General features: G+C 40.1%; 14 protein-coding genes and 1 pseudogene. 12 read left to right on the top strand and 3 right to left on the bottom strand.

Annotation, left to right across the window (positions count from 1 at the left end):
* The first annotated feature begins 10 nt into the window (after positions 1 to 10).
* The 4 genes from ACULLG_RS15520 to ACULLG_RS15505 all read left to right on the top strand — a co-directional run bounded on the left by ACULLG_RS15520 (position 11) and on the right by ACULLG_RS15505 (position 6021).
* A complete protein-coding gene (locus tag ACULLG_RS15520; protein ID WP_452127711.1) occupies positions 11 to 1867 on the top strand; it encodes a glycoside hydrolase family 36 protein in 1857 nt (618 codons plus the stop codon).
* Positions 1868 to 1878: 11 nt separating this feature from the next.
* On the top strand, positions 1879 to 3459 hold the full coding sequence (locus ACULLG_RS15515) for a sulfatase family protein (protein ID WP_452127710.1): 1581 nt from the start codon (positions 1879 to 1881) through the stop codon (positions 3457 to 3459).
* 73 nt (positions 3460 to 3532) lie between these two features.
* On the top strand, positions 3533 to 5083 hold the full coding sequence (locus ACULLG_RS15510) for a sulfatase family protein (protein WP_452127709.1): 1551 nt from the start codon (positions 3533 to 3535) through the stop codon (positions 5081 to 5083).
* 20 nt (positions 5084 to 5103) lie between these two features.
* Entirely contained in the window at positions 5104 to 6021 is a 918-nt protein-coding gene (locus ACULLG_RS15505) for an alpha/beta hydrolase (protein WP_452127708.1), read from the top strand.
* Positions 6022 to 6283: 262 nt separating this feature from the next.
* Here the strand turns inward: ACULLG_RS15505 and ACULLG_RS15500 are convergent, their stop codons facing one another.
* Both ACULLG_RS15500 and ACULLG_RS15495 read right to left on the bottom strand, forming a co-directional pair.
* Entirely contained in the window at positions 6284 to 6712 is a 429-nt protein-coding gene (locus tag ACULLG_RS15500) for a LytR/AlgR family response regulator transcription factor (protein WP_452127707.1), read from the bottom strand.
* Between the two features lie 344 nt (positions 6713 to 7056).
* Positions 7057 to 8487 carry a hypothetical protein gene (locus tag ACULLG_RS15495; RefSeq protein WP_452127706.1) on the bottom strand — a complete coding sequence of 477 codons (1431 nt, stop codon included), beginning with the start codon at positions 8485 to 8487 and terminating at the stop codon, positions 7057 to 7059.
* Between the two features lie 113 nt (positions 8488 to 8600).
* Here ACULLG_RS15495 and ACULLG_RS15490 point away from each other — a divergent pair, with 113 nt between their 5' ends.
* From ACULLG_RS15490 to ACULLG_RS15480, 3 genes are read left to right on the top strand one after another with little or no spacing between them, the layout of a single operon-like run.
* Positions 8601 to 9125 (top strand): RNA polymerase sigma factor, encoded by a 525-nt coding sequence (locus ACULLG_RS15490; protein WP_452127705.1) that lies wholly within the window; start codon positions 8601 to 8603, stop codon positions 9123 to 9125.
* A 48-nt stretch (positions 9126 to 9173) separates the two neighbouring features.
* Positions 9174 to 10082 (top strand): FecR family protein, encoded by a 909-nt coding sequence (locus ACULLG_RS15485; RefSeq protein ID WP_452127704.1) that lies wholly within the window; start codon positions 9174 to 9176, stop codon positions 10080 to 10082.
* A complete protein-coding gene (locus tag ACULLG_RS15480) occupies positions 10075 to 12585 on the top strand; it encodes a TonB-dependent receptor (RefSeq protein ID WP_452127703.1) in 2511 nt (836 codons plus the stop codon). The genes ACULLG_RS15485 and ACULLG_RS15480 overlap by 8 nt, the downstream gene beginning before the upstream one ends.
* Positions 12586 to 13219: 634 nt before the next feature.
* Here the strand turns inward: ACULLG_RS15480 and ACULLG_RS15475 are convergent.
* The gene (locus tag ACULLG_RS15475; protein ID WP_452127702.1) at positions 13220 to 13819 is read right to left on the bottom strand and encodes an RNA polymerase sigma factor; all 600 of its coding nucleotides are present in this window, start codon (positions 13817 to 13819) and stop codon (positions 13220 to 13222) included.
* 148 nt (positions 13820 to 13967) lie between these two features.
* Between ACULLG_RS15475 and ACULLG_RS15470 the strand changes: the two genes are divergently transcribed.
* The 5 genes and pseudogenes from ACULLG_RS15470 to ACULLG_RS15450 form a co-directional block, all read left to right on the top strand.
* Positions 13968 to 15098, top strand: coding sequence for a FecR family protein (locus tag ACULLG_RS15470; protein ID WP_452127701.1), 1131 nt, complete (start codon positions 13968 to 13970; stop codon positions 15096 to 15098).
* 87 nt (positions 15099 to 15185) lie between these two features.
* Entirely contained in the window at positions 15186 to 18560 is a 3375-nt protein-coding gene (locus ACULLG_RS15465) for a SusC/RagA family TonB-linked outer membrane protein (RefSeq protein WP_452127700.1), read from the top strand.
* A gap of 15 nt (positions 18561 to 18575) precedes the next feature.
* Entirely contained in the window at positions 18576 to 20114 is a 1539-nt protein-coding gene (locus tag ACULLG_RS15460) for a RagB/SusD family nutrient uptake outer membrane protein (RefSeq protein ID WP_452127699.1), read from the top strand.
* 104 nt (positions 20115 to 20218) lie between these two features.
* Positions 20219 to 21559, top strand: a complete 1341-nt coding sequence (locus ACULLG_RS15455) for an MFS transporter (RefSeq protein WP_452127698.1) — start codon at positions 20219 to 20221, stop codon at positions 21557 to 21559.
* A 195-nt stretch (positions 21560 to 21754) separates the two neighbouring features.
* Positions 21755 to 21946, top strand: a pseudogene (locus tag ACULLG_RS15450) (type II toxin-antitoxin system RelE/ParE family toxin); the annotation flags it as partial.
* Between the last annotated feature and the right edge of the window lie 32 nt (positions 21947 to 21978).

Below are 21978 nucleotides of genomic sequence, written 5' to 3'. Positions count from 1 at the left end.
TATAGGACAGATGAAAATAGCGTTTAACTTAAAACAAAGTGTCACAGGATTTCTTATTGCACTTGTTGGCATCAGTGTAACTGCCCAAAAAACCTCCAAAGAATTTAAACTGACCGATCAACAGGTTGAATTAGTTGGTGATTTTTCAGGATTTGATACCAAAATAGAAGTTGAGAAAGTTTCTGAAGGGTTGGAAATTGCAACCATTTCACTTTCGCATGAGCAGGGTGCCGTTCCACCGAAATTTACTTTAAAATGGAACTTGCCGTCAAGTGACATTGCAGGTCATTGGGGGACTGGAAGTTTTAATGACAAAACTATCGGCCCTAGCTGGGGACCTTCCAAAACCTATTCCATGTTGGCCAAACAAGCTCCAGTAATTGCATTATTTGGTCATGACGATAACAACCGTCTTAATTTTTCCGTATCCGAAGCGCTGAACACAGTTACCCTAAGTACGGGAATTAAGGAAGAAGACGGAATGGTCTACAATGAAATCACTTTCTTCACTGAAAAGCATCGTGCTATCAAAAACTATGAGGTCAAAGTTCGATTTGACAAAAGGCTACAATTATACTCCAAGGCACTGAATGAAGTTGCCGACTGGTGGGCTTCCTTTGATTTATATAAACCTGCACCGGTTCCAGAAGTGGCCAGAATGCCGGTTTATTCCAGTTGGTACAGTTATCATCAAAATGTATCGATGGAGGATTTACTTGCGGAATGCAAGCTTGCCAAGAAAATGGGATTTGAATCCATTATTGTTGACGATGGATGGCAAACCTTGGACAGCAACCGAGGCTATGCCTATACCGGAGATTGGGAGCCAGAACGGATTCCCGAAATGAAAGAATTTGTAAAGGCAGTGCACGATTTGGGAATGAAATTTATCCTTTGGTATGCTGTTCCATTTGCCGGTGAAAAATCCAAAGCTCACGAAAAAATGAAAGGCAAGTTTTTGAGATACTGGAACGGACAGGGAACTTATGTATTGGACCCAAGATATCCGGAAGTGAGGGAGTTCATAATCAAAACTTATGTTGATGCCACCCGTGAATGGGATTTAGATGGTTTCAAGTTGGATTTTATAGGGCGCTTTGTATCTGACAACAATACTGAACTTACCACAGAAAATGGACGTGACTATGCCTCGGTAAATGAAGCTACGGATGTTTTAATGACAGATTTGATGAAATCCCTGCAAAAAATCAAACCTGATATCATGATTGAGTTTAGACAACCCTATATAGGCCCTGCAATGCGAAAATATGGCAATATGTTTAGGGCGACCGACTGTCCCAACCTCTCTTCGGTAAATAGAATACGGACTTCGGATTTAAGAATGCTGAGTGGAAATACAGCCGTTCACTCCGACATGCTTATGTGGCATTATGACGAACCCGTTGAAGTGGCGGCATTGCAAATGCTCAATGTTATGTACTCCGTACCCCAGATTTCGGTAAGGTTGGAGGATATTCCCCAAGACCATTTTAAAATGATCAGATTCTACACCGATTATTGGCTTAAAAATCGTGATGTTCTGCTTGATGGGGATTTTCATCCAACCAGTCCTTTGACCAATTATCCCATTTTGGAAGGAAGTAAGGATGACCAAAAAATTATCGCAGTTTACAATGATCTCAATATCAAAATTCAAACAGGAGAATTTAAACGAATCGACGTTTTAAATGCCAAGCGTACCAATCAACTTGTGATTCTTTCCGAAGGAGAAACCAAAAAATACGGCTATCTAATCCAAAACTGTTTGGGTGAACAGGTTGATAAAGGAACCATGGAACTCACCCCTGGAGCCCATCTTGTCAGTGTACCTCCTTCGGGATTGATTTCATTTACCGCGATAAATTAAAATTTAATCAGATGATTTTTTTAAGAACACTTTACAACCATTGGAAGACAAAAAATATAAAACAAGTTGCATACCTATGGTTACCATTGTTATGTCTTGTAAATGTATCCTGCAAGGGTAAAAAAGAGCTGGAAACACCCAAAAAACCAAATATCTTATGGATTTATCTTGAGGATACAGCACCTTTAATGGGAAGCTACGGTACAGAAATCGTATCAACCCCAAATATCGATAGTTTAGCCATTATGGGCACCTTGTACAGCGACGTTTACATGCCTGCTCCGGTTTGCTCCGCGAGTCGCTCTAGCATAATTACCGGGGTTATGGCCACCACTTTTGGAACCCATAATCACCATAGTTCCCGAACAAAAGAATCGGCCATTGAGCTTCCCGATGGCCTAAAAACCATCCCCGAACTTTTCAGGGAAGCTGGATATTTTACCTTCAACAATGGGAAGGACGACTATAATTTTATGTACGACAGAACGGATTTTTACAGTCAAGATTACAGATTACATCCCTTATATGGAAAGAGTGGTGTACGGTTAGATCTTGCCACTTTGTCTGATAAACAACCCTTCTTTGGACAAGTACAACTGTATGGGGGAAAAGAAATTTTCAATTCTAAGTTTAAGGACAACGTAAAAAATCCGGTGGATAGGTCCAAAGTGGAATTACCACCTTATCTTCCAAACCATCCGGCCATTATTGAAGAATACGCCAACCACCTAGATGCAATTCAAATAGCAGATGAAAAAGTAGGAGATATTATCGGCAAACTCAGGGAGAGTGGAATATTGGAAAATACCATTGTTTTCTTTTTCTCAGATCACGGAATGCGCATTACCCGGAACAAACAGTTTTTATACGATGGCGGGCTTCATGTACCCTTGATCATTGCTGATTTCACCAAAAGTGAAGAAAGCATCCCTTCGGGAAACATAAATGATAAATTGGTGAGCGGACTTGATTTGGGGACAAGCGCATTGGCCTTAGCAGATATTTCCATCCCCGAGTATATGGAAGGTAAAAACATGTTTGACGATACCAAAGAAGAACGGGAATATGTGATTTCAACACGGGATCGTTGCGATTTTACCATAGATCGAATTAGATCTGTTCGATCAAAGAATTTTAAATACATCAGAAACTTCATGACCGATAGACCTTATACCCAGCCGACCTATATGGATGTGGATAGTGTGGAATTTGTTCAGGTAATGCGAAGGTTGCATGCCGACAAAAAGCTGGATTCCATTCAAGAACGGTTTATGTCGAATGAAAGGTCTGCTGAAGAACTTTACGATCTTAGGAATGATCCTTTTGAGTTGAACAACCTTGCCAATGATCCTGATTATTCAACAACCCTTAAAGAATATGCGAATGTTCTGGATGAATGGATAAAAGAAACCGATGACAAAGGACAATACCCAGAAAATGAGGAAGGCCTTAAGTTAATGTTGGGCATATGGGGAGAACACTGCGTAAATCCGGAATACGAGCCTTTAAGGGAAAAATACCCAGATTTGGAAGGTTCATTATGGCATCTTAAAAGTGCTTCATCCGAGTTGGTAGAAACAAATTTGAAATAAACCATATAAGCTTGAATAAATTGCATTAGTGTGTAAGATAAGCTAGCTTAGTTTTTTTGATTAAATAACCAACATGAACAAAAACATCCTATTAATTGCCTTAGCAGTCTTATTTTCCTGTAAGACCGAAAAAAAAGAAGCAGAATCATCTGAACAGCAGACTTCATCCAAACCTAACATTATTGTTATTTATGCCGATGACTTGGGTTATGGCGAACTTGGGGCCTACGGTGCAACCGAACTTAAAACACCAAATCTTGACAGGTTAGCCAATGGTGGAATACGATTTACCAACGGATATGCTTCATCCGCTACCTGCACGCCAAGTCGATACGCTCTATTGACCGGGGTTTACCCTTGGCGAAATAAAAGTGCCAAAATTTTACCCGGCACGGCTCCATTGATTATTGATACTGCTCAAATGACCCTTCCTAAAATGTTGAAACAAAAAGGTTACAAAACCGGTATTGTTGGAAAATGGCATCTGGGCCTTGGCAGTGGAGATGTGAACTGGAATCAAACAGTAAGCCCGGGACCAAATGAGGTTGGCTTTGACCATAGCTATATTATGGCTGCAACCCAAGATAGGGTTCCAACGGTATATATAGAAAATGGGGGAGTGGTGAACTTGGATCCGGAGGATCCCATTGAAATCAATTATCAAAAGAACTTTCCCGGGGAACCTACAGGAATGGATAACCCAGAAATGCTAAAAATGAAGTGGCACCATGGGCATTATAACAGCATTGTTAATGGTATTTCACGAATCGGATTTATGAAAGGTGGCGAGGCCGCCAAATGGGTGGATGAAGACATGGCGGATACCTTTTTGGTTGAAGCCCAGCGTTACGTTAAAGAAAATAAGGAAAAGCCATTTTTCCTCTATTATGCCTTGCAACAGCCCCATGTACCAAGAACTCCACATCCACGATTTGTGGGTGCCAGTGGAATGGGACCACGAGGAGATGTTATCGTTGAAGCCGATTGGTGCGTAGGGGAATTTATTAAAACTTTGGAAGAAGAAGGTGTATTGGAAAATACCCTGATCGTTTTCTCCAGTGATAATGGTCCTGTGGTCAATGATGGATATTATGACGATTCGGTTGAAAAATTGGGTAAACACAAGCCTGCAGGCCCGTTGCGTGGAGGCAAATACAGTCTTTTTGAAGCCGGTACGCGCGTTCCTTTCGTAACCTATTGGCAAGGAAAGATCAACCCCGGAACTTCCGATGCCATGATCAGCCAAGTGGATTTATTGGCTTCGCTTTCTAAATTGGTGGATAGTGATGTTTCAACCCAAGACAGCAAGGAATTGTTGGATGTGTTGTTGGGGAAAAGTCAAGATGGAAGGAAAGAGTTGATTCTGGAAGCCTCTACACGAACGGCACTCCGCAAAGGAGATTGGGCCATGATTCCCCCGTATGAAGGTCCCGCAGTGAACAAATTTGTCAATATTGAGTTGGGAAACAACGAAGCGTATCAACTATATAATTTACGGGACGATTTAGGCCAACAGCATAATTTAGCGGACAGCAATCCTGAAAAGCTTGCCGAAATGATAGCCACTTTTGAAGAAATCCGTGGGTCAAAATCAGATAAGGTTGAGCAGCTGGAATTGAAGTGATTTTCAGAAATGTTGAAAAGATGAAAAAATATGCAATATCAATTTTTATGATGGTGATGGGAGCAGCCATCGGGTTTGGACAAGGGAATATCATACCACTATGGCCTGATCGAATTCCTAACCAAAAGAACACGGAGGAGAAAGAGACCCAAACCACAAATGACATTCTTTGGATTGAAAATGTTCAAGTTCCGACTTTGGAGATTTTCTTGCCTGCAAAGAGAAATGCGACGGGTAAGGCTGTTGTAATATGTCCAGGAGGAGGATATCAAGGTCTGGCCTATGACTGGGAGGGGCAGGATGTGGCCAAATGGTTGAATTCGCTTGGAATAGCAGCGTTTGTTCTAAAATATAGATTGCCGGGCTCAAAATCCTTGATCGAGAAAACCAAAGCTCCTCTGCAAGATGCTCAAAGAGCAATAAAACTCGTGCGCCACCATGCCAAAAAATGGAATATTATTGAAAAGGAGGTCGGAATCATGGGATTTTCTGCAGGAGGGCATTTGGCCTCAACCTTGGGCACCCATTATAATGAAGAGGTCACGAAGGAATCAGATGTCATGCGGCAGATAAGCGCAAGGCCCAATTTTATGATATTGATATATCCTGTTATTTCCATGACTTCAGAACATACTCATATGGGATCAAGAATCAATCTGATTGGCGAAAATCCCGAGCAGGAGCTTATAGATGAATACTCGAACGAATTACATATCAATAAAGACACACCTCCAACTTTTCTCGTACATTCCACTGATGATGAAGCGGTGCCGGTAGAAAATAGCCTATTGTTTTACCGAGCCTTGAAAGCGCACAAGGTATATGCCGAAATGCACATTTATCCGGAAGGCGGGCATGGATATGGATTGGCTATTGGTGAAGGATATTTACAAACCTGGACGGATAGGCTAAAAGATTGGTTGCAGAATTTAGAATAACACGCGATTTCCCCAGTCAGTCAAATTTTATTCATATATCCGAACCCAAAAATGTTTATGATGTTGCTGTTCACTTATCTTTCTTGTAGAAATTGTGTTCAGCTTGATTTTTTACAATAACTTTTTGTGGCAAAAGTTGCTTTGGGTTATTGTCGAAATAAAAATCTGGGTTCAATAACAGGGCGACGAATTTTTCCAATTGTGTAATAAACTTATTCATAATGTGGGGCTTTATTGGTTTTAGTTTTTAATGTGGACCGATCTAGCTTGCTTTTGGTAATTGCTCAATACAAACATACTCGCTCAAAACAGGCTTTTCAATTCCTTTTAGGATATGATTTTTCAATACTCTTTCTACAGATTTGACAAAACGGGATTGTTTTAAAGGTTTGGTTAAAAAATCTTTCACCTTGTCGTATCGAAAAGCTTGGAATGCAAACTGTGAGCGGGTTGAGTTTAAGATTACCTGACAATCGTATTCCAACATACCCAATACATCGAAACCTCCAAGTCCTGGCATTTCAACATCAAGAAACAAGATGTCGGGGCGTAGTCTGTTTACAGCCTCAATTCCTTTTATGGGATCGTTGAAAAAATCTAATAATTGTAGACTTTGGTTGTTTTCAATCATTTTGCAGGTAAACCTTTGTTGTACTGGAGAGTCGTCGATTACTATGGTTGTTAAAATCATTTCTAGTTAGTTTGGTTCGCAATGTTAAAACAAGGAAATAACAATGTTTCCTGACCAAATAGGATGAATGGCTTCTTTTTTCGATGAAAAGATCATAGGATAGGAATAATTGTTGATTTTGGTACACCCACTTAAAAATTCATGTAAAAATAATGTGATGATGGCAATCAAATTTGGGTGTGGAATTGTGCAGAGACTTATATAAGCATGAGAATTGAATTGTACGGGAAGAAATACGAATCAAAAAAAGCCCTTTGTACCGTCGATCCTTTAGGAACCAATCTTTTGTACAAAGGGCCTGCAATCTGTCAACACAGGAATGCTAACAGTTAGAAGGGGGTGCTTTATGGCTTTAATAGCACAAGGGTTCGTGTTTTATCTGGTTCTTGGGGGTCGGTAAAATTAAATTTCACAGTGTTATCAGTTACTGAAAAGGCTTTCCATACATTGTTCAATGTATCAAATGGGGAGGAGCTGCCAAAATTCATTTCCAGTATGCTCAATGTATTTTGATCGGTCCATGTTCCATTTATGGGCGTGCCATTGTCCGCAATTACATTTCCATCCATATTAAAGGTTAATGAATAACCATTAAAATCAGCAGTTTTGTCTGTATCCCCTTCCATATAAGAATTTATGGTCCAACTTCCGTTGGTAAGCTGTTCTACCACACCAAGTGGAATATTTCCCGTTTTGGTATTGCTCAAACAGGCATTGTCAAGACGTAAACGATCATTGCCCAATCTAAGATTTACCTTTCCTTGGCTATTGGTCTGTGCAATTTCGTTGATATCCCATGAACCATTAAAATCGTCCAAGCCCAAGACAGAAATAACCAATTGGGTCGAATTTCCGCTACCACTGGCAGACCATGTTCCAAATAGGGTTTCGGTGGTTGAGGATACGGTCAAGGCACCATCGGATAGAAAATTGAAAGCGAATGAAGAATATTGGTCTTGAATATTTGAATTGTTCTTTATAAAGGAGTCTACCAGCCATTCGTCGCAGGTGGCAAATATTTCTCCAAGCTTATTTGTAGAACAATCTGTACAATCGTCATCATCAAAATCGTTGTTGTCATCTTCATCACAGTCGTCCTTATAACTATCAATATGTCCCTCCAGCTCATCCAAATCCATGGCCTCGAGTTCTGTTCCATCCGACAACAACACTGAAACTGGAAATTCAACATTGACAATGTCTGTGCTTTTTAGCATGGTGACAAACTCAAAAAGGTCCTTATCGGATGACATGGACATGGTGTTGAATGCTTCGTTGATAGTATTAAAAATGGAAAAGGTTATGGGATAACTTATATCAACACATTCAATATCGTCATCCTGGGCATTTTCTCCTGGACATCCATTTTTAAAACCGTCCAATTCACTTACGGTGGACACGGTTGCCATGGTATGGTCAGAAAAGATAACGTTCACGGGGAATACAATTTCCAAGGTGTCCGTATCGTCTTCGTTTTGTTCAAATATGCCTTCAATAACATTATAATCGGCCGGAGTGTTCACCACAACTTCGGAGCCATTTACAATTACCGTAACCGGAAGTTCAATTAACAAGCAACTGGCATTATCAATGATATTGTCAGCGGACCCATCGTTCATGGCGGTTCTCAATAAAAGATTGGTCAAACTGGAATCCGCTTGCAAAGATTCTTCTGGCCTGGACCCCTCGGACATGAATTCTTCCTCTCTGCAGGAAGAAACAAGCAAGCTTAGAACCATTATTACAAGGGTTAAAGATTTGGTGATGGTTTTCATGGTTATTGGGGTTCTTTGATATAATATTCACCTATAAAACAACTAAACGCTCAAAACTCCTGAAAAATTTTAAAAAGATTTTTATATTTAGTAGTACCAAAAGCCAACCTTAATTGAAAAAAAGTCTACACCAAGACGTTTGCGAAGAGTCATTGTTCGCAAAAGTCTATGAAAAATATGCCCAAAGCATTCATGATTTTCTATACTACAAATACGGTGACAAGTTAAACCCGGGAGATAAAGCGCAGGACGCTTTCGCCAAGCTTTGGGAGAACTGTAAAAAAGTTACCTTCGAAAAAGCCAAGTCCTTTTTATACACAGTGGCCAATAATCTGATGCTCAATGAGGTAAAGCATCAAAAAGTGGTATTAAAGTACCAAATGGAATCGCCAAAAGGGTATACCAACGAGAACCCTGAATTTTTACTGGAGAAAGAGCAGTATTACAAAAAGTACCAGTTGGCCCTTTCCAAATTATCCGAAGAACAGCGCACCGCGTTCATGCTTAATAAGGTTGAAGGAAAAAAACATGAAGAGATTGCCCAATTATTGGGGGTGACAAGAAAGGTCGTGGAGTACCGTATTTACTCGGCTTTTGACCAATTGAAAAAAGAATTGGAAAATTTTAAGATAAAATAATCAGGAAAAATTGATTCGTGGTTGTTCTATACATAAAGATCCGAAGTTATGGACCGTGAAAACTTGATAGAAAAGTGGCTTTTAGATGAACTTTCAGAGAAAGAAAGCAAGGCTTTTAATGAACTGGAAGATGCTCCTTTTTATAAGAACATTGTTGAAGAAGCATCACGTTTCAAGGCATCCAACTTTTCTTCAATGGACAATTTCGAAGAATTCAGACAACGGGTCATAAAGCCTGATCCAAAAGTCAAGAAGCTACAATGGTTTAAGCCCATGTTACGGGTGGCCAGCGTTGTAACTGTTGCTTTCGGGCTTTACTTTTTCTTTATGTTCAACAACGTGACCGAAGTTAACACGCTGGTTGCTGAAAAAACAACCGTTGAATTGCCCGATGAATCTAGGGTAGTGGTAAACGCGCTATCTGAAGTGAGCTTCAACGAAAAAGAATGGGATACCAAAAGAGAAATACAGCTGCAAGGTGAGGCATTTTTTGATGTGGCCAAAGGAGCAAAATTTGATGTAATTACCTCCGAAGGTATTATAAGTGTTCTCGGTACGGAGTTTAATGTAAAACAAAGGGAAAATTTCTTTGAAGTATCGTGTTTTGAAGGTACAGTAAAGGTATCTACCGATGGGCATATCGAAATATTGCAAGTTGGGGACAACCTTAAATTAATCAACGGGACATTAATTAAGGATAAAAATAGTTTCGACCAGCCCCAATGGACCTCCAATAGAAGCTATTTTCAGCGTACTCCTGTTTCTGAAGTATTGGCCGAACTAGAAAGACAATATGGGGTGACCGTTACATCCGAAAATGTCGATACCGATCAATTGTTCACAGGTGCCTTTGTGCATGATGACTTGCAAAAAGCACTTAAGTCTATAAGTGAACCGTTGGGTTTAAAACACCAGATACTAAAGCCGAAAATGGTGCGTTTTAGTATGCATGAGTAGAAGACTACTTGTTCTAGTTCTTTTATTACTATCATTTTATAGCATAAATACCAACGCACAAACAGGGCAAAATCAACCTCTGACCATTGTTTTAGAAAAGTTGCAGGAACGTTTTGGAGTGCAATTCAATTATGTTTCAAAACTGGTGGAAAATGTAATCGTTGCGGTTCCTGAAACTTCTTTGGAACTCCAAGAGACATTGGATTATCTAAAAAACCAGACCCATCTTAGTTTTGTTTTCGTTTCTGAAAACATAATTTCCATCAAACAAGAACGTATACTACTTTGCGGTAAGCTTGTTGACCGTGATAGCGGGGAGGTTTTACCGTATGTTGCTGTACAAAATAGCGCTACAGGTACATACACCGATGATCAAGGGTATTTTGAGTTGGATGGTATTACAAAGGGAGATATCATCCAAATTAGGCATATGGGGTATAAACCAGTCCGTTTGGAGGTGTCGGATTTGGATACCTCAAAATGCGCTACACTATTTCTGGTGCCATACCATGAAAAATTGGCGGAAATCATGGTTTATGATTTCTTGGTACGCGGCCTTGATAAGCTCGATAATGGTTCTTATCAATTGGATTTTGACCGATTTAGAACCCTTCCAGGACTTGTAGATAACGATGTGCTCCAATCTTTGCAGGCACTTCCAGGGATTCAAAGTATAGATGAAACTGTATCCAATATTAATATCAGAGGAGGAAGCCATGACCAGAACCTGATTACTTGGGATGGTATAAAGATGTATCAATCGGGACATTTTTTTGGTTTGATATCCATGTACAACCCAGATATTACCCAAAAGGTGGAATTGCGCAAAAATGGAAGCAGTGTCTCTGAAACCGATGGGGTATCGGGTACCATTGCAATGAAAACACATCCATATCTAAATTCCGAATTAAAAGGTAGTTTCGGAATCAACCTTATCGATGCCAACGGTTTTGTAGATGCACCTATTGGAAAAAAAGCCTCTTTCCAAATAGCATCCCGTAAGTCGATTAGCGATTTGGTGGAAACACCGACCTATACTAAATATTTCGACCGTATTTCCCAAGATACCGAATTGGAGAATAATTCAACCTTTGCGACCAACAGGGATTTTGAATTTGATTTTTATGACACTTCATTCCGCCTGCTATACAACCCAACACAAAAAGACCAGCTCCGGGTTAATTTTATCCATGCCGCAAATGAGGTTACTTTTAATGAAGTAGCGGAAATTTCTGATGAGCAGGTGATCCGCCAAAGTAATTTGGATCAAACCAGTTTGGCTGGTGGATTTTACTATAACCGAAACTGGACAGAAAAATTCGCAACCCAAATTGAACTGTACAATACTGAGTACAAACTAAAATCCATAAACTCAAATATTGCCGCTGACCAGCGATTTCTGCAAAAAAATGAGGTTTCAGAAACTGGGGTTAAACTAAAATTATTGAATAATCTTTCTGATAATTTGAGCTGGTCGGGAGGGTATCATTTTATAGAAACCAAAGTGACAAATCTTGATGATATTGACGACCCCGTTTTTATAAAATTGGAGGGAGAAGTGTTACATACCCATGCATTGTTTGCGGAAATGGGCTTGGAATCGGCAAATGACGACACGAGAATTAATGTAGGATTACGCTTTAACTATCTTGATGATTTTAAGAAACAACTATGGGAGCCACGTATGAGTTTTAACCAAAGATTCGGTCAACATTTGAGCCTGGAAATTTTAGGAGAATTAAAGCACCAAAGCACGTCCCAGGTAATCAACTTTCAAAATGATTTTTTAGGAATTGAAAAACGCAGATGGCAACTTTCAAACAATGGATCCATACCGGTGATTGAAAGCAAACAGGCTTCCTTAGGTTTAAGCTTTAACAAAAAGGGTTGGCTTTTAAATGCGGTTTCCTTTTATAAAAATGTCGATGGCATTACAACCCAAAGCCAGGGTTTTCAGGACCGTCATGAATTTGCAAGAACAGCTGGGTCCTATGAGTCCATTGGTTTAGACTTTCTTTTTAGAAAACAGTTTCGTAATAATAGTTTGTGGCTCAGTTATTCTTATTTGGACAGTGATTATACTTTTGACGAACTGACAGAACAAAGATTTGCCAATAATTTTAATATTAACCATGCGATGACGCTGGGTACCAACTATGCGATTGACCAATTGCTTTTGGCTGCAGGATTGAACTGGCGAACAGGAAAACCATTTACCCGTCCAATTTTTGGTAATCAAGTGGTGGATGGGGAGGTCAACTACGGGCCTACAAATGAAGATCGCTTGGATGACTATTTAAGAGTTGATGTTTCGGGGAAATATGAATTTAACTTGAATAAAGGCAACAAACTGGAGCTAGGGGTGGCCGTTTGGAACATTTTGAACCGAAACAATACCATTAATGCTTTTTATAGGCCCAACATATTTGGAGACGCCCAAAGATTTGAGCAAAGTTCCTTGGGAATTACACCTAATGCTTCGTTGAAGTTGTTTTTCAATTAATTGCTACATATTCTGTATGTCCATTTACGCAGCGTTTATCGGTGCAAATAAAAAGGAAGGCACATCATACATGTTGATGCGCCATTCCTGCCCACATTGCTAATGGAACTATCGCGATTCGACTCGATATGAACCGCTAAAATATTAGTAAAACTGCAAGTAGAATTATATTCTGTATTAAGGGCAATAAGATTAATCCTTTAATATAATACGATTGTGAATCGAATACTGTTATGAAATCCTCGTTTTTGTTGGTTTTAAGAACTGTTAATGAGTTTCGCTTTTCCATAGTTGTAGTCTTTGGTTATTTATAAAACAACCGAAAGATTAAAATTCCTGAAAAAAAATAAAAAAAGTTTGGATTCCCATTTCTAACGCGTTAGGGAAAGCCCGGTATTGGTATTTAAAAAGTTCCTAGAAGAGGGTGGAAAATGGAGCAAATGCACAGAAAAGAGAACGAATGATCAAAGTGTTTAAAAGCAACAAGGCCAGTCCATCTGAAGAAAGAAAGTTTGCAACAGAATTAGTTTGGATAAAGGCGGGATTAACTACCACTTGCTTAAAAGGTAAAGAATCTCAAAAAAGTTCGCTTATGTAGAGGGGTATGATATCTCAAACAATGAATTAAGGCGAATTATTTTTCTTTTAACAATGGTATCTGCGTCCTTTGATTGTACAGTAAGAAAAGTATGGTGTCGACTTTTTTTCCTAGTTTTTCTCCTAAAATCTTAAAAGCCCTGGTTATATGTCCTTCCACCGTTTTTATGGAGACACCTAGGTATTCCGAAATTTCAATGTGGGTCAGCCCCTCTTTTTTGTTCAATAGGAAGATGTGCTTGCATTTTTTAGGTAGGTTGTCGATTTCCACATTGACCAATTTTATGAGTTCATCCAGATTTTCCTCCTCCTTTTCGATGACTAGGTCCAAAGCCTCCATATATTTCTTTTCCAAAAAAATCACAGGCTTGTTTTTTCGGTACTGGTCAATAAACTCATTGTACACGGATTTGTACAGGTAGTTTTTTACCGAAAAGTTGGGGTTTATTTTTTTTCTGTTGATCCAGATTTCCACAAATACATTTTGAACAATATCTTCTGCCCGGCTATGATTTTTGGTCAATGAATAGGCATAGCCGCAAAGCTTTTGATAAAAAGAATCCATCAAAAAATCATATGCCTTGGTATCACCGGAATTTAACCGTTTCGCCAAAAAAAAGTTCTTTTCAAAGGCCATGGTTTAGTTGAGTTATTCTTAATAAAAAGGAATGGATGGTGCACAAATCTAAAAAAAAAGAATAAAAAAGTAGAGGGGTGTCAGATTTTCACACGTAATGTTAGTATAATGTCATAATGTGGAGAACTCAAAAATTCAAAGAATAATTGTGAAATTCCTTAATCAGGAAGCTAATCAGAACGAACTGGAAGAACTGGAGGTTTGGTTGGAGGACCAAAACAATGTTTCCGTTTTCAACCGCTTTGTTCGTACCGAATATCTTACTACACTTTACATGGGAGAATATAATATTACCGAAGCGAAGGAATCGATTAACCAAAAACTTAGAAAATCAGAGCAGCGAAGAAAAATGCTGGTCTTTAAAAAAATATCAGTGGCGGCTTCAATCCTTTTGATGATGGGATTATCCTTTTTATACCTTAAGGATAATGGCACTAAAGCCTCAACAGATGGCGTAAACCAGATTGTCATTGGTTCGAATAAGGCCGTGCTCACATTGGAAAATGGTGATCAAGTAGCTCTGGGAGTAGGAAAGAACTATCAAACAGGTAATGCCAAAAGCAACGGCGAAGAACTTGTTTACAATGCTCCAATTAAAGGAGCCGAAACAAACGAAAAATTACTATTCAACCACTTGACCGTTCCCAAAGGGGGGCAGTTCTTTGTCCAATTGTCGGATGGTACGCAGGTTTGGTTGAATTCAGATTCCAAATTGCGATATCCTACAAAATTTATTGAAGGAGAAACACGGGAAATAGAACTGGTTTACGGGGAGGCCTATTTAAAAGTATCTCCGAGCACGTTGCACAAAGGAGCTGCTTTCCATGTTAAGACAAAAGGTCAAAACGTCGGTGTTTTGGGAACCGAATTCAATATTAAGGCCTATTCTGATGACTCAAAAATTGAAACAACTTTGGTTGAAGGAAAAATTATGGTCGAAGCCAAAGGCGCCAAGAGAATATTGAGTCCTAATCAACAATCCCAAATAGGCACTGGTTCCAATCAAATAGAAGTTGTAGAGGTTGATGTTTCGGAGACGGTTTCCTGGATCAAAGGATTGTTCACTTTTAATGAAGAATCTTTAGGGGAGATGATGAAAGTCTTATCCAGATGGTATGATGTGGAGGTAGTTTTTGAGTCTGCAGAGCACCAAGACTTCGCTTTCACAGGGGTTCTCGAAAAAACCAAGTCGTTTGCGGATATCCTGGAACTTATTGCCGCTACAAGCGAGGGTGAAATAAATTTTGAAATAGAAGGAAAAACAATAACCATTAAATAAAAAAGGAAAAGGCCAGCACCTTGGACAGTATTAGCCTTTTTCCACCAGCTTAATTAAAACAATGTCTAACTAAACCAGAACAAATTTATGGAATTTGATTTAACCAAGGAGTTATCCCGTATAGGGAAACCGCTCCTGAGAACCATTATGAAAACCTTTATCTTTTTATGTTGCACGGTAACTCTCGCCCTTGGGCCCAAAATGGGTCATGCGCAAGATGCCGACATCTCCATAGACAAGGATAAAAAAATGACCGTTAAACAGGTCTTTAAGCTTATCAACAAACAGGCGAACTATAAATTTATTTATAGGCACGATCTGGTCAAGAACGCCCCAGAGGTCAAGTTGAAAAAAGGCACCATAAAGACAAGGGCTTTATTGAACCAATGCCTTTCACCCATTGATTTTACGTATGAATTTACAGGAAACAACACCATTGTGGTCAAACCGAAGCCAACTGCTGTAGAAGATAATGATCTACAAGGAGCGTCGGATGATGACTTACAGTTACAAGTCAGTGGTAATATAACCGATGAAAACGGCGGGCCTTTGCCCGGGGCCAACATCCTTGAAAAGGGAACTACCAACGGCACGCAGTCCGATTTTGATGGAAACTTTACCCTTGAGGTTTCAGGAGCTGATGCCACTGTGGTAATTTCTTATATAGGATACATAACCCAAGAAGTGGTGGTTGGTGACCAAACGACCATAAATGTTCAAATGAGGCCTGATGCCGCAAAATTGGACGAAGTTGTACTTGTGGGTTATGGGAGTGTGACCAAAAAAGATTTGACCGGAGCTATTACGCAAGTTGAAAACATAGAAAACAGGGCCGTGACCAATACGGAAGAAGCACTACAGGGAAATGTGGCTGGTGTTACCATAGTAGCTGACGGCGGCGACCCCACCAGTGTGCCTACAGTAAGAATCAGGGGAGTTGGAACCACTTCGGATGAATCCCCATTGTGGGTTGTTGATGGAGTGCCGTATTATGGAGGTCCCTTAAACCCCTTCGATATCGAATCGATTACGGTGTTGAAAGATGCTTCGGCAACTGCTATTTATGGGGTAAGGGCTGCCGGTGGGGTAATCTTGGTCACCACCAAAAAGGGAAAGTCGGGTAAGTTGACTTTCGATTTAAATACCTATACGGGAGCGCAAAGCGTATGGAACAAACCTGGGGCGTTGAATGCAGCCCAACAAGCAGAGTATTACAATATTGCAGCCGACAATACCGGGGTTCCAAGAGACCCTGTTCATGATGCGGCCCAAAATCCTGATGGGCAGATTACCCGAACAAATTGGGTAGATGAAATTTTTAGGACTGGAATGATCCAGAACTATGATATCGGGGTTCGGGGAGGAAATGAAAAAATTACCTTTTCATCATCTTTGGGGTTCAATAAAAGAGAAGGGACCTTGTTAAATACCGAAGCTACGAGAATAAGCGTACGGATGAACTCCGAATTTCGGGTAAATGAAAAATTGAAGATTGGGGAGAACATGTCCTACACCAGAACCAATGGAAACAGTGCGTTCACAGGGACACAGGCAACCAACGGGGAAACTAATTACAACGGAATTATTGCACAGGCTATTAAAGCCCCTCCCCATGTACCGGTTTATGATGAAAATGGAAATTATTCCAATATGCCCGATGCCGGTTATGGGCTTACCATCCATCCTGTAGCCACCTTGCACAGAATCGATATTGACAACCCAGTTACGGATTTGTTTGGAAATTTGTATCTGGATTATACCGTAGCAAATGGATTAAAATTTAAATCCAGTTTTGGAATCAATCTGAAATCAGAATCCTTCAAAGAATTCGACCCTAGAATCCCTGAAGTTTCTAAAACACAAAAAACAACCAACAGCCTTCAAGTAGCGGAGATCAAACAGGAAGATTGGTCCTTTGAAAACACCTTGACTTACAATAAGACCTTTAACGAAGTTCACGCCCTGACCTTATTGGGAGGAATAACGCAACAAAGCTTTTCACGCGAGATATTTTCAATCATAGGAAGAGACCTACCAAGCGAAGATCCCAGTTCCAGGTTTTTGATCAACGCAACCCAGTTTGATAAGCCATTGAGCGGCAAAGAGGAAAATACATTATCATCATACTTTGGCAGGTTAAACTACACCTTTAACAACAAATACCTTCTAACGGCAAGTATACGAAGGGATGGCACCTCTAAATTGTCTGAAGACAATAGATGGGGGACATTTCCATCAGTGGCATTGGCTTGGCGGGTATCCGAAGAAAATTTCCTGAACGAAAGCAAATCAATAAACAACCTTAAGATTCGAACTAGTTGGGGAAGAATAGGAAACATTTCGTCATTGAGCAATTATCCCACCAATGTACCTCTTTCAGAAACAAGGGTGATTCTTGGAGCCACCACCCCCGTAAGTGGTTTTGCGCTGGATGGTATCTCAAATCCTGATATTACATGGGAAACCACCGAACAGTTGAATTTTGGATTGGACCTGTCCCTCTTCAACAGCAGATTTACCAGTTCTGTGGATTATTTTATCAAAGACACTAAAGATTTGATTTTACCCTTGCCCATAAGCTCACTTGCCGGGGTGGGCAATGCGCCGTTTGTAAACGCTGGACAGGTGCGCAATAAGGGTATAGAATTGTCTATGACATATGCCAAGTATGAAGGAGATTTTACGTATGATATTTCGGGAAACATTTCTAAAATAGACAATGAATTGGTCGCCTTGGGCAATGGTATAAACACCATTCTTGACAACACCCAGGTAGCCACTCATTTTCCAATCGAATCTGTAATAGGTCAGCCTCTGTTTTCTTTTTATTTATTGGAATCGGATGGTATATTTCAGTCAGATGCAGAGGCTTCGGCCTATACGGCACAACCAAATGCCGTTGCGGGCGATCTTAGGTTCAAAGATCAGAATGGGGATGGGGTAATTGATGGAGATGACAAAGTCTATAAGGGAAGTTCATTTCCCAATTTCACCTATGGACTGAATGCAAATTTCAATTATAAGAATTTTGATTTTTCCTTTTTCTTCCAAGGAGTGAGTGGGTCAACTGCCTATAACGGATTCAATATTACTACCGTTTATCCTGCACAAACCTCTGTTGCTGGAGCAAATTTGTTCGCTGAAGCTACAAATACCTGGCACCCGGGAAATACGGACGGAACCTATTTTAGACTTTCCTTGAACGACCCCAACAACAACCTAAGGCCATCTGACTTTTGGTTGGAGAGCACCGATTATTTAAGGTTGAAAAACCTGGTCATCGGATATACATTTTCAGAACTAAAGATGTTCGATAGATTGAGAGCCTACGTTTCTGCGCAGAATTTGTTTACCGTAACAAATTATTCTGGCTTAGACCCCGAGGTCGCCAATAGGGGAATCGATGGTGGCCAATACCCAGTCTCAAGGGTTTTCACACTTGGACTTAATCTGTCATTTTAAACAAAAAAAACCATTATGAAAAAAGTTATAAGTGCATTCGGAATACTGTTCATCCTTACAGGGTGCGGAAAAGATTTTTTGGAATTAGAACCAGAAGGGGCGCCAACATTAGCCACTTTTTGGAAATCGGAAGCTGATGTCGTTGCAGCAACCAACGGATTATACCTGTTGAATGATTTTCAAGGGATTTATGGTAGGGGAATTCACCTGTATTCCTTGATTCCCAGTGATGATTTTGTTGTAGGTAAATCAAAAGGACAAATAGAGGATATCAAAAATTTCTTTACAGATGGGTCGGGCTCATATACCAGAGATATTTGGGCCATGCATTACCAAGTAGTGAAAAGGGCCAATGATATCATTACAAATGTTCCCGATATGGACATTAATAATGACCTGAAAAACTTTGCATTGGGGCAGGCCTATTTTATGAGGGGACTGGCTTATTTCCAGCTCTGCGTTATTTATGGTGACCAACGAGCAGGAATTCCAATTGTCGATGAAAACACGGAATCGTTTTTTATTGAAAGACCGGCACATGTAAGTGAAAGCTATGCTTTTGCGGCCGATAGTTTCGCGAAAGCTGCTGAATATTTGCCCTATTTTGACCAGATAAGTCAGGATGATTATGGGAAACCACATAAAAATGCTGCATACGGGTATTTGGCAAGAACCCACCTTCATAACGCCCAATATGATTCGGCTTCATGGAGCAATGTGGTAGCGGCTTGCGACCAAGTTATCAACTCGGGTAAGAACGCATTGGAATCCAATTTTGAGGATGCATTTAAGATTGCGAACAATTGGGGGGCTGAATACCTCTGGTCCGTTCCCAGTAATAAAGAAGGGGGGAGCATCTTCCCAGGAGCATCACTGGAGAACAGGGGTTGGGGCAGGTACAATGGTTGGGGTTACTTCGCTCCGACTTTAGAGCTGTACGAATCCTATTTGCCCGGGGATAACAGAAGAGAGGCGACCATGCTAAAATTCGGTGATACGTTTACTTATTTTGGAGAAAGTAGGAGATATTGGTCTTCCACCAACCTAACCGGGTTTCAGTTCAAAAAATATCTGGAACCCTATAGTTATCCGGATGCCCAACATTTAAATGGGAACGGAGATCACCCCACTACAGATCTTAATCTTCCACTGTTGCGCTATTCACACATCCTTTTAATGAAGGCAGAAGCATTGATCATGCAGGGTCAGAATGGAGATACTCCGCTAAATGAAGTTAGGGAGAGAGCAGGGCTTTCTCCTGTTTCTGGGGCTACCATGGTAGATCTTAAATATGAAAGAAGAGCTGAATTTGCAGGTGAACTATTTGGAAGGTATGAAGATTTGATACGTTGGGGAGATGCAGCAACAGTAATCCCCAATGCACTCCATGGCCGCATACATTCTGACAAGTCAGACCCCGATTCCCCTTATGTTATCGAGGAAGTATGGCCGGCTCGACCACAATTCGATACCAGCATTTATCATGTATGGCCCATTCCACCTTTGGTGATTTCCACCAGCGAAGGAACCATTCAGCAAAATGAAGGATGGTGACATTGTAAAAGTAATATATTGATAATTAGATAGTTGAGTTAGTTTTAATTGGATAAGTGCGTCCATTAATGGACGCACTTGTCATTTTTGTTAATCAAATTTAGATGTTTCAAAAAGCAATACCTTCTTTAAAACAAGTTGAGCCTTCCACAGAAAAAGTACCTAAACATTTAATACCTAAAACATATAAACATTGGAGATGGAGGATGTTTATTGGTATGTACATTGGGTATACCATCTTTTACTTTACGCGGAAGAACATTTCGCCAGCGTTGCCTTTGATCAGTGAAAAATTGAACATCGACATCATTGAGTTGGGAATATTGAGCAGTGTTTTTTATGTGGTTTATGGAATAGGAAAGTTTATCAGCGGTCTTTTGGCTGATCGAGCAAATATAAGAACATTCATGGCCCTAGGTCTTTTCGCCGCATCCCTGGTGCATTTATTTATAGGATATCTCGATAGTCTTTACTTGATTGTTTTTTTTTGGGGTTTGAATGGCGCTTTTCAATCCATGGGCTTTCCTCCAATCGCTAAAGGATTGGTGCATTGGTTTTCTCCAAAAGAAAGAGCTACAAAGTGGACCATACTTTCATCATCGCATACAGCTGGAACTTTTGGAATTGGGTTATTGGTCGCTGGAATCATCAATTTATATAACAAAGGAATTGTAGGTTGGGAAGCGGTCTTCTACATTCCTGGAGTTTTAGGGTGTTTGACTGCATGCGGCCTGCTCGTCATATTGAGAGACCGCCCTGTTTCTCTCGGATTGCCAACAATCGAAGATTATAGGAAGGATAATCCCATAGTAGATTTAAAGAATAAAGAATTAACCCATTGGGAAATCCTGAAGCGATATCTATTTACAAATAAATATATATGGATTCTGAGCTTCGCCAATATGTTCATATACATCATTCGTTTTGGAACCTTGGATTGGGCAACTATATTTTTATATGATGTAAAAGGGATCGACCAGGTAAGTGTCGCCATATTCTGGACATTGATGCCATTAGCAGGAATTCCTGGTGGAATTGTTGCTGGATATTTGGCAGATCGATTTTGGGGAGGTAGGTGCGTACCCATAAATGTTATCTATCTGGTTTTATTGACCTTTAGTATTGTTGGGTTCTATATATATTCTGGACCAAACAATGCTGTCCTAACTGGAATTTTTTTGTTGCTCATTGGGTTTTTGATTGATGGCCCGCAAAACTTGATAAGTGGTGTTCAAGCTTCAAGGGTGACCGTAAAAGAAGCAATCTCCGGAGCCTGTGGAATGACAGGATTTTTTGGATATGTTGGAGCTACATTCTCTGGTATAGGATTAGCCAAAATTACAGCGGTTTTTGGTTGGTCCGGGATGTATGCTACATGTGCACTTTCTGCGATTGTCTGTATTGTTCTAGTGATGTTAACGTGGAAAAAAGAAAAGGGAAGTTGAATGATGCACTGATAGAAGGAATAGTGAGCGGTCCCACTAATGCCACAATAGATAGCATTTGGGAGGAAGCAATAAACGAGCACAATGCCGGAGAATAAATATGTCTTCAGTGCCAAGGCGCGGGCGGAGATTAAACCCATTGCCAGGTACACTATAGAAAACTTTGGTAAAGGGTAATCACCAAAATATGCCCAAGGTCTTAAGGTTACCCTACAAGAATTGGCGCAGAACCCGGAAATGGGCAAGAGATATGTTGCAGTAAAAAACCTTATGCTTTTAAGATATAGGTGCAAATCACATGTGATTTTCTATCACATAGATGATAAAGGCATTTTCGTAGTTAGGGTTTTAGGAGGAAAGCTGCACTTTCCTAAACACTTAAAATAAAGTTCAAACAAATGATTGTCAAATAGATCGAT

The sequence above is a fragment of the Flagellimonas sp. 2504JD1-5 genome, assembly GCF_053618295.1.
The sequence above is the reverse complement of the archived record's forward strand: the minus strand, read 5'-3'. Positions and strand labels throughout refer to the sequence as shown.

Coding starts and splice junctions, on each gene's coding strand:
- ACULLG_RS15520 (WP_452127711.1), top strand. CDS start 11: ATGAAAATAGCGTTTAACTTAAAACAAAGTGTCACAGGATTTCTTATT.
- ACULLG_RS15515 (WP_452127710.1), top strand. CDS start 1,879: ATGATTTTTTTAAGAACACTTTACAACCATTGGAAGACAAAAAATATA.
- ACULLG_RS15510 (WP_452127709.1), top strand. CDS start 3,533: ATGAACAAAAACATCCTATTAATTGCCTTAGCAGTCTTATTTTCCTGT.
- ACULLG_RS15505 (WP_452127708.1), top strand. CDS start 5,104: ATGAAAAAATATGCAATATCAATTTTTATGATGGTGATGGGAGCAGCC.
- ACULLG_RS15500 (WP_452127707.1), bottom strand. CDS start 6,712: ATGATTTTAACAACCATAGTAATCGACGACTCTCCAGTACAACAAAGG.
- ACULLG_RS15495 (WP_452127706.1), bottom strand. CDS start 8,487: ATGAAAACCATCACCAAATCTTTAACCCTTGTAATAATGGTTCTAAGC.
- ACULLG_RS15485 (WP_452127704.1), top strand. CDS start 9,174: ATGGACCGTGAAAACTTGATAGAAAAGTGGCTTTTAGATGAACTTTCA.
- ACULLG_RS15480 (WP_452127703.1), top strand. CDS start 10,075: ATGAGTAGAAGACTACTTGTTCTAGTTCTTTTATTACTATCATTTTAT.
- ACULLG_RS15475 (WP_452127702.1), bottom strand. CDS start 13,819: ATGGCCTTTGAAAAGAACTTTTTTTTGGCGAAACGGTTAAATTCCGGT.
- ACULLG_RS15465 (WP_452127700.1), top strand. CDS start 15,186: ATGGAATTTGATTTAACCAAGGAGTTATCCCGTATAGGGAAACCGCTC.
- ACULLG_RS15460 (WP_452127699.1), top strand. CDS start 18,576: ATGAAAAAAGTTATAAGTGCATTCGGAATACTGTTCATCCTTACAGGG.
- ACULLG_RS15455 (WP_452127698.1), top strand. CDS start 20,219: ATGTTTCAAAAAGCAATACCTTCTTTAAAACAAGTTGAGCCTTCCACA.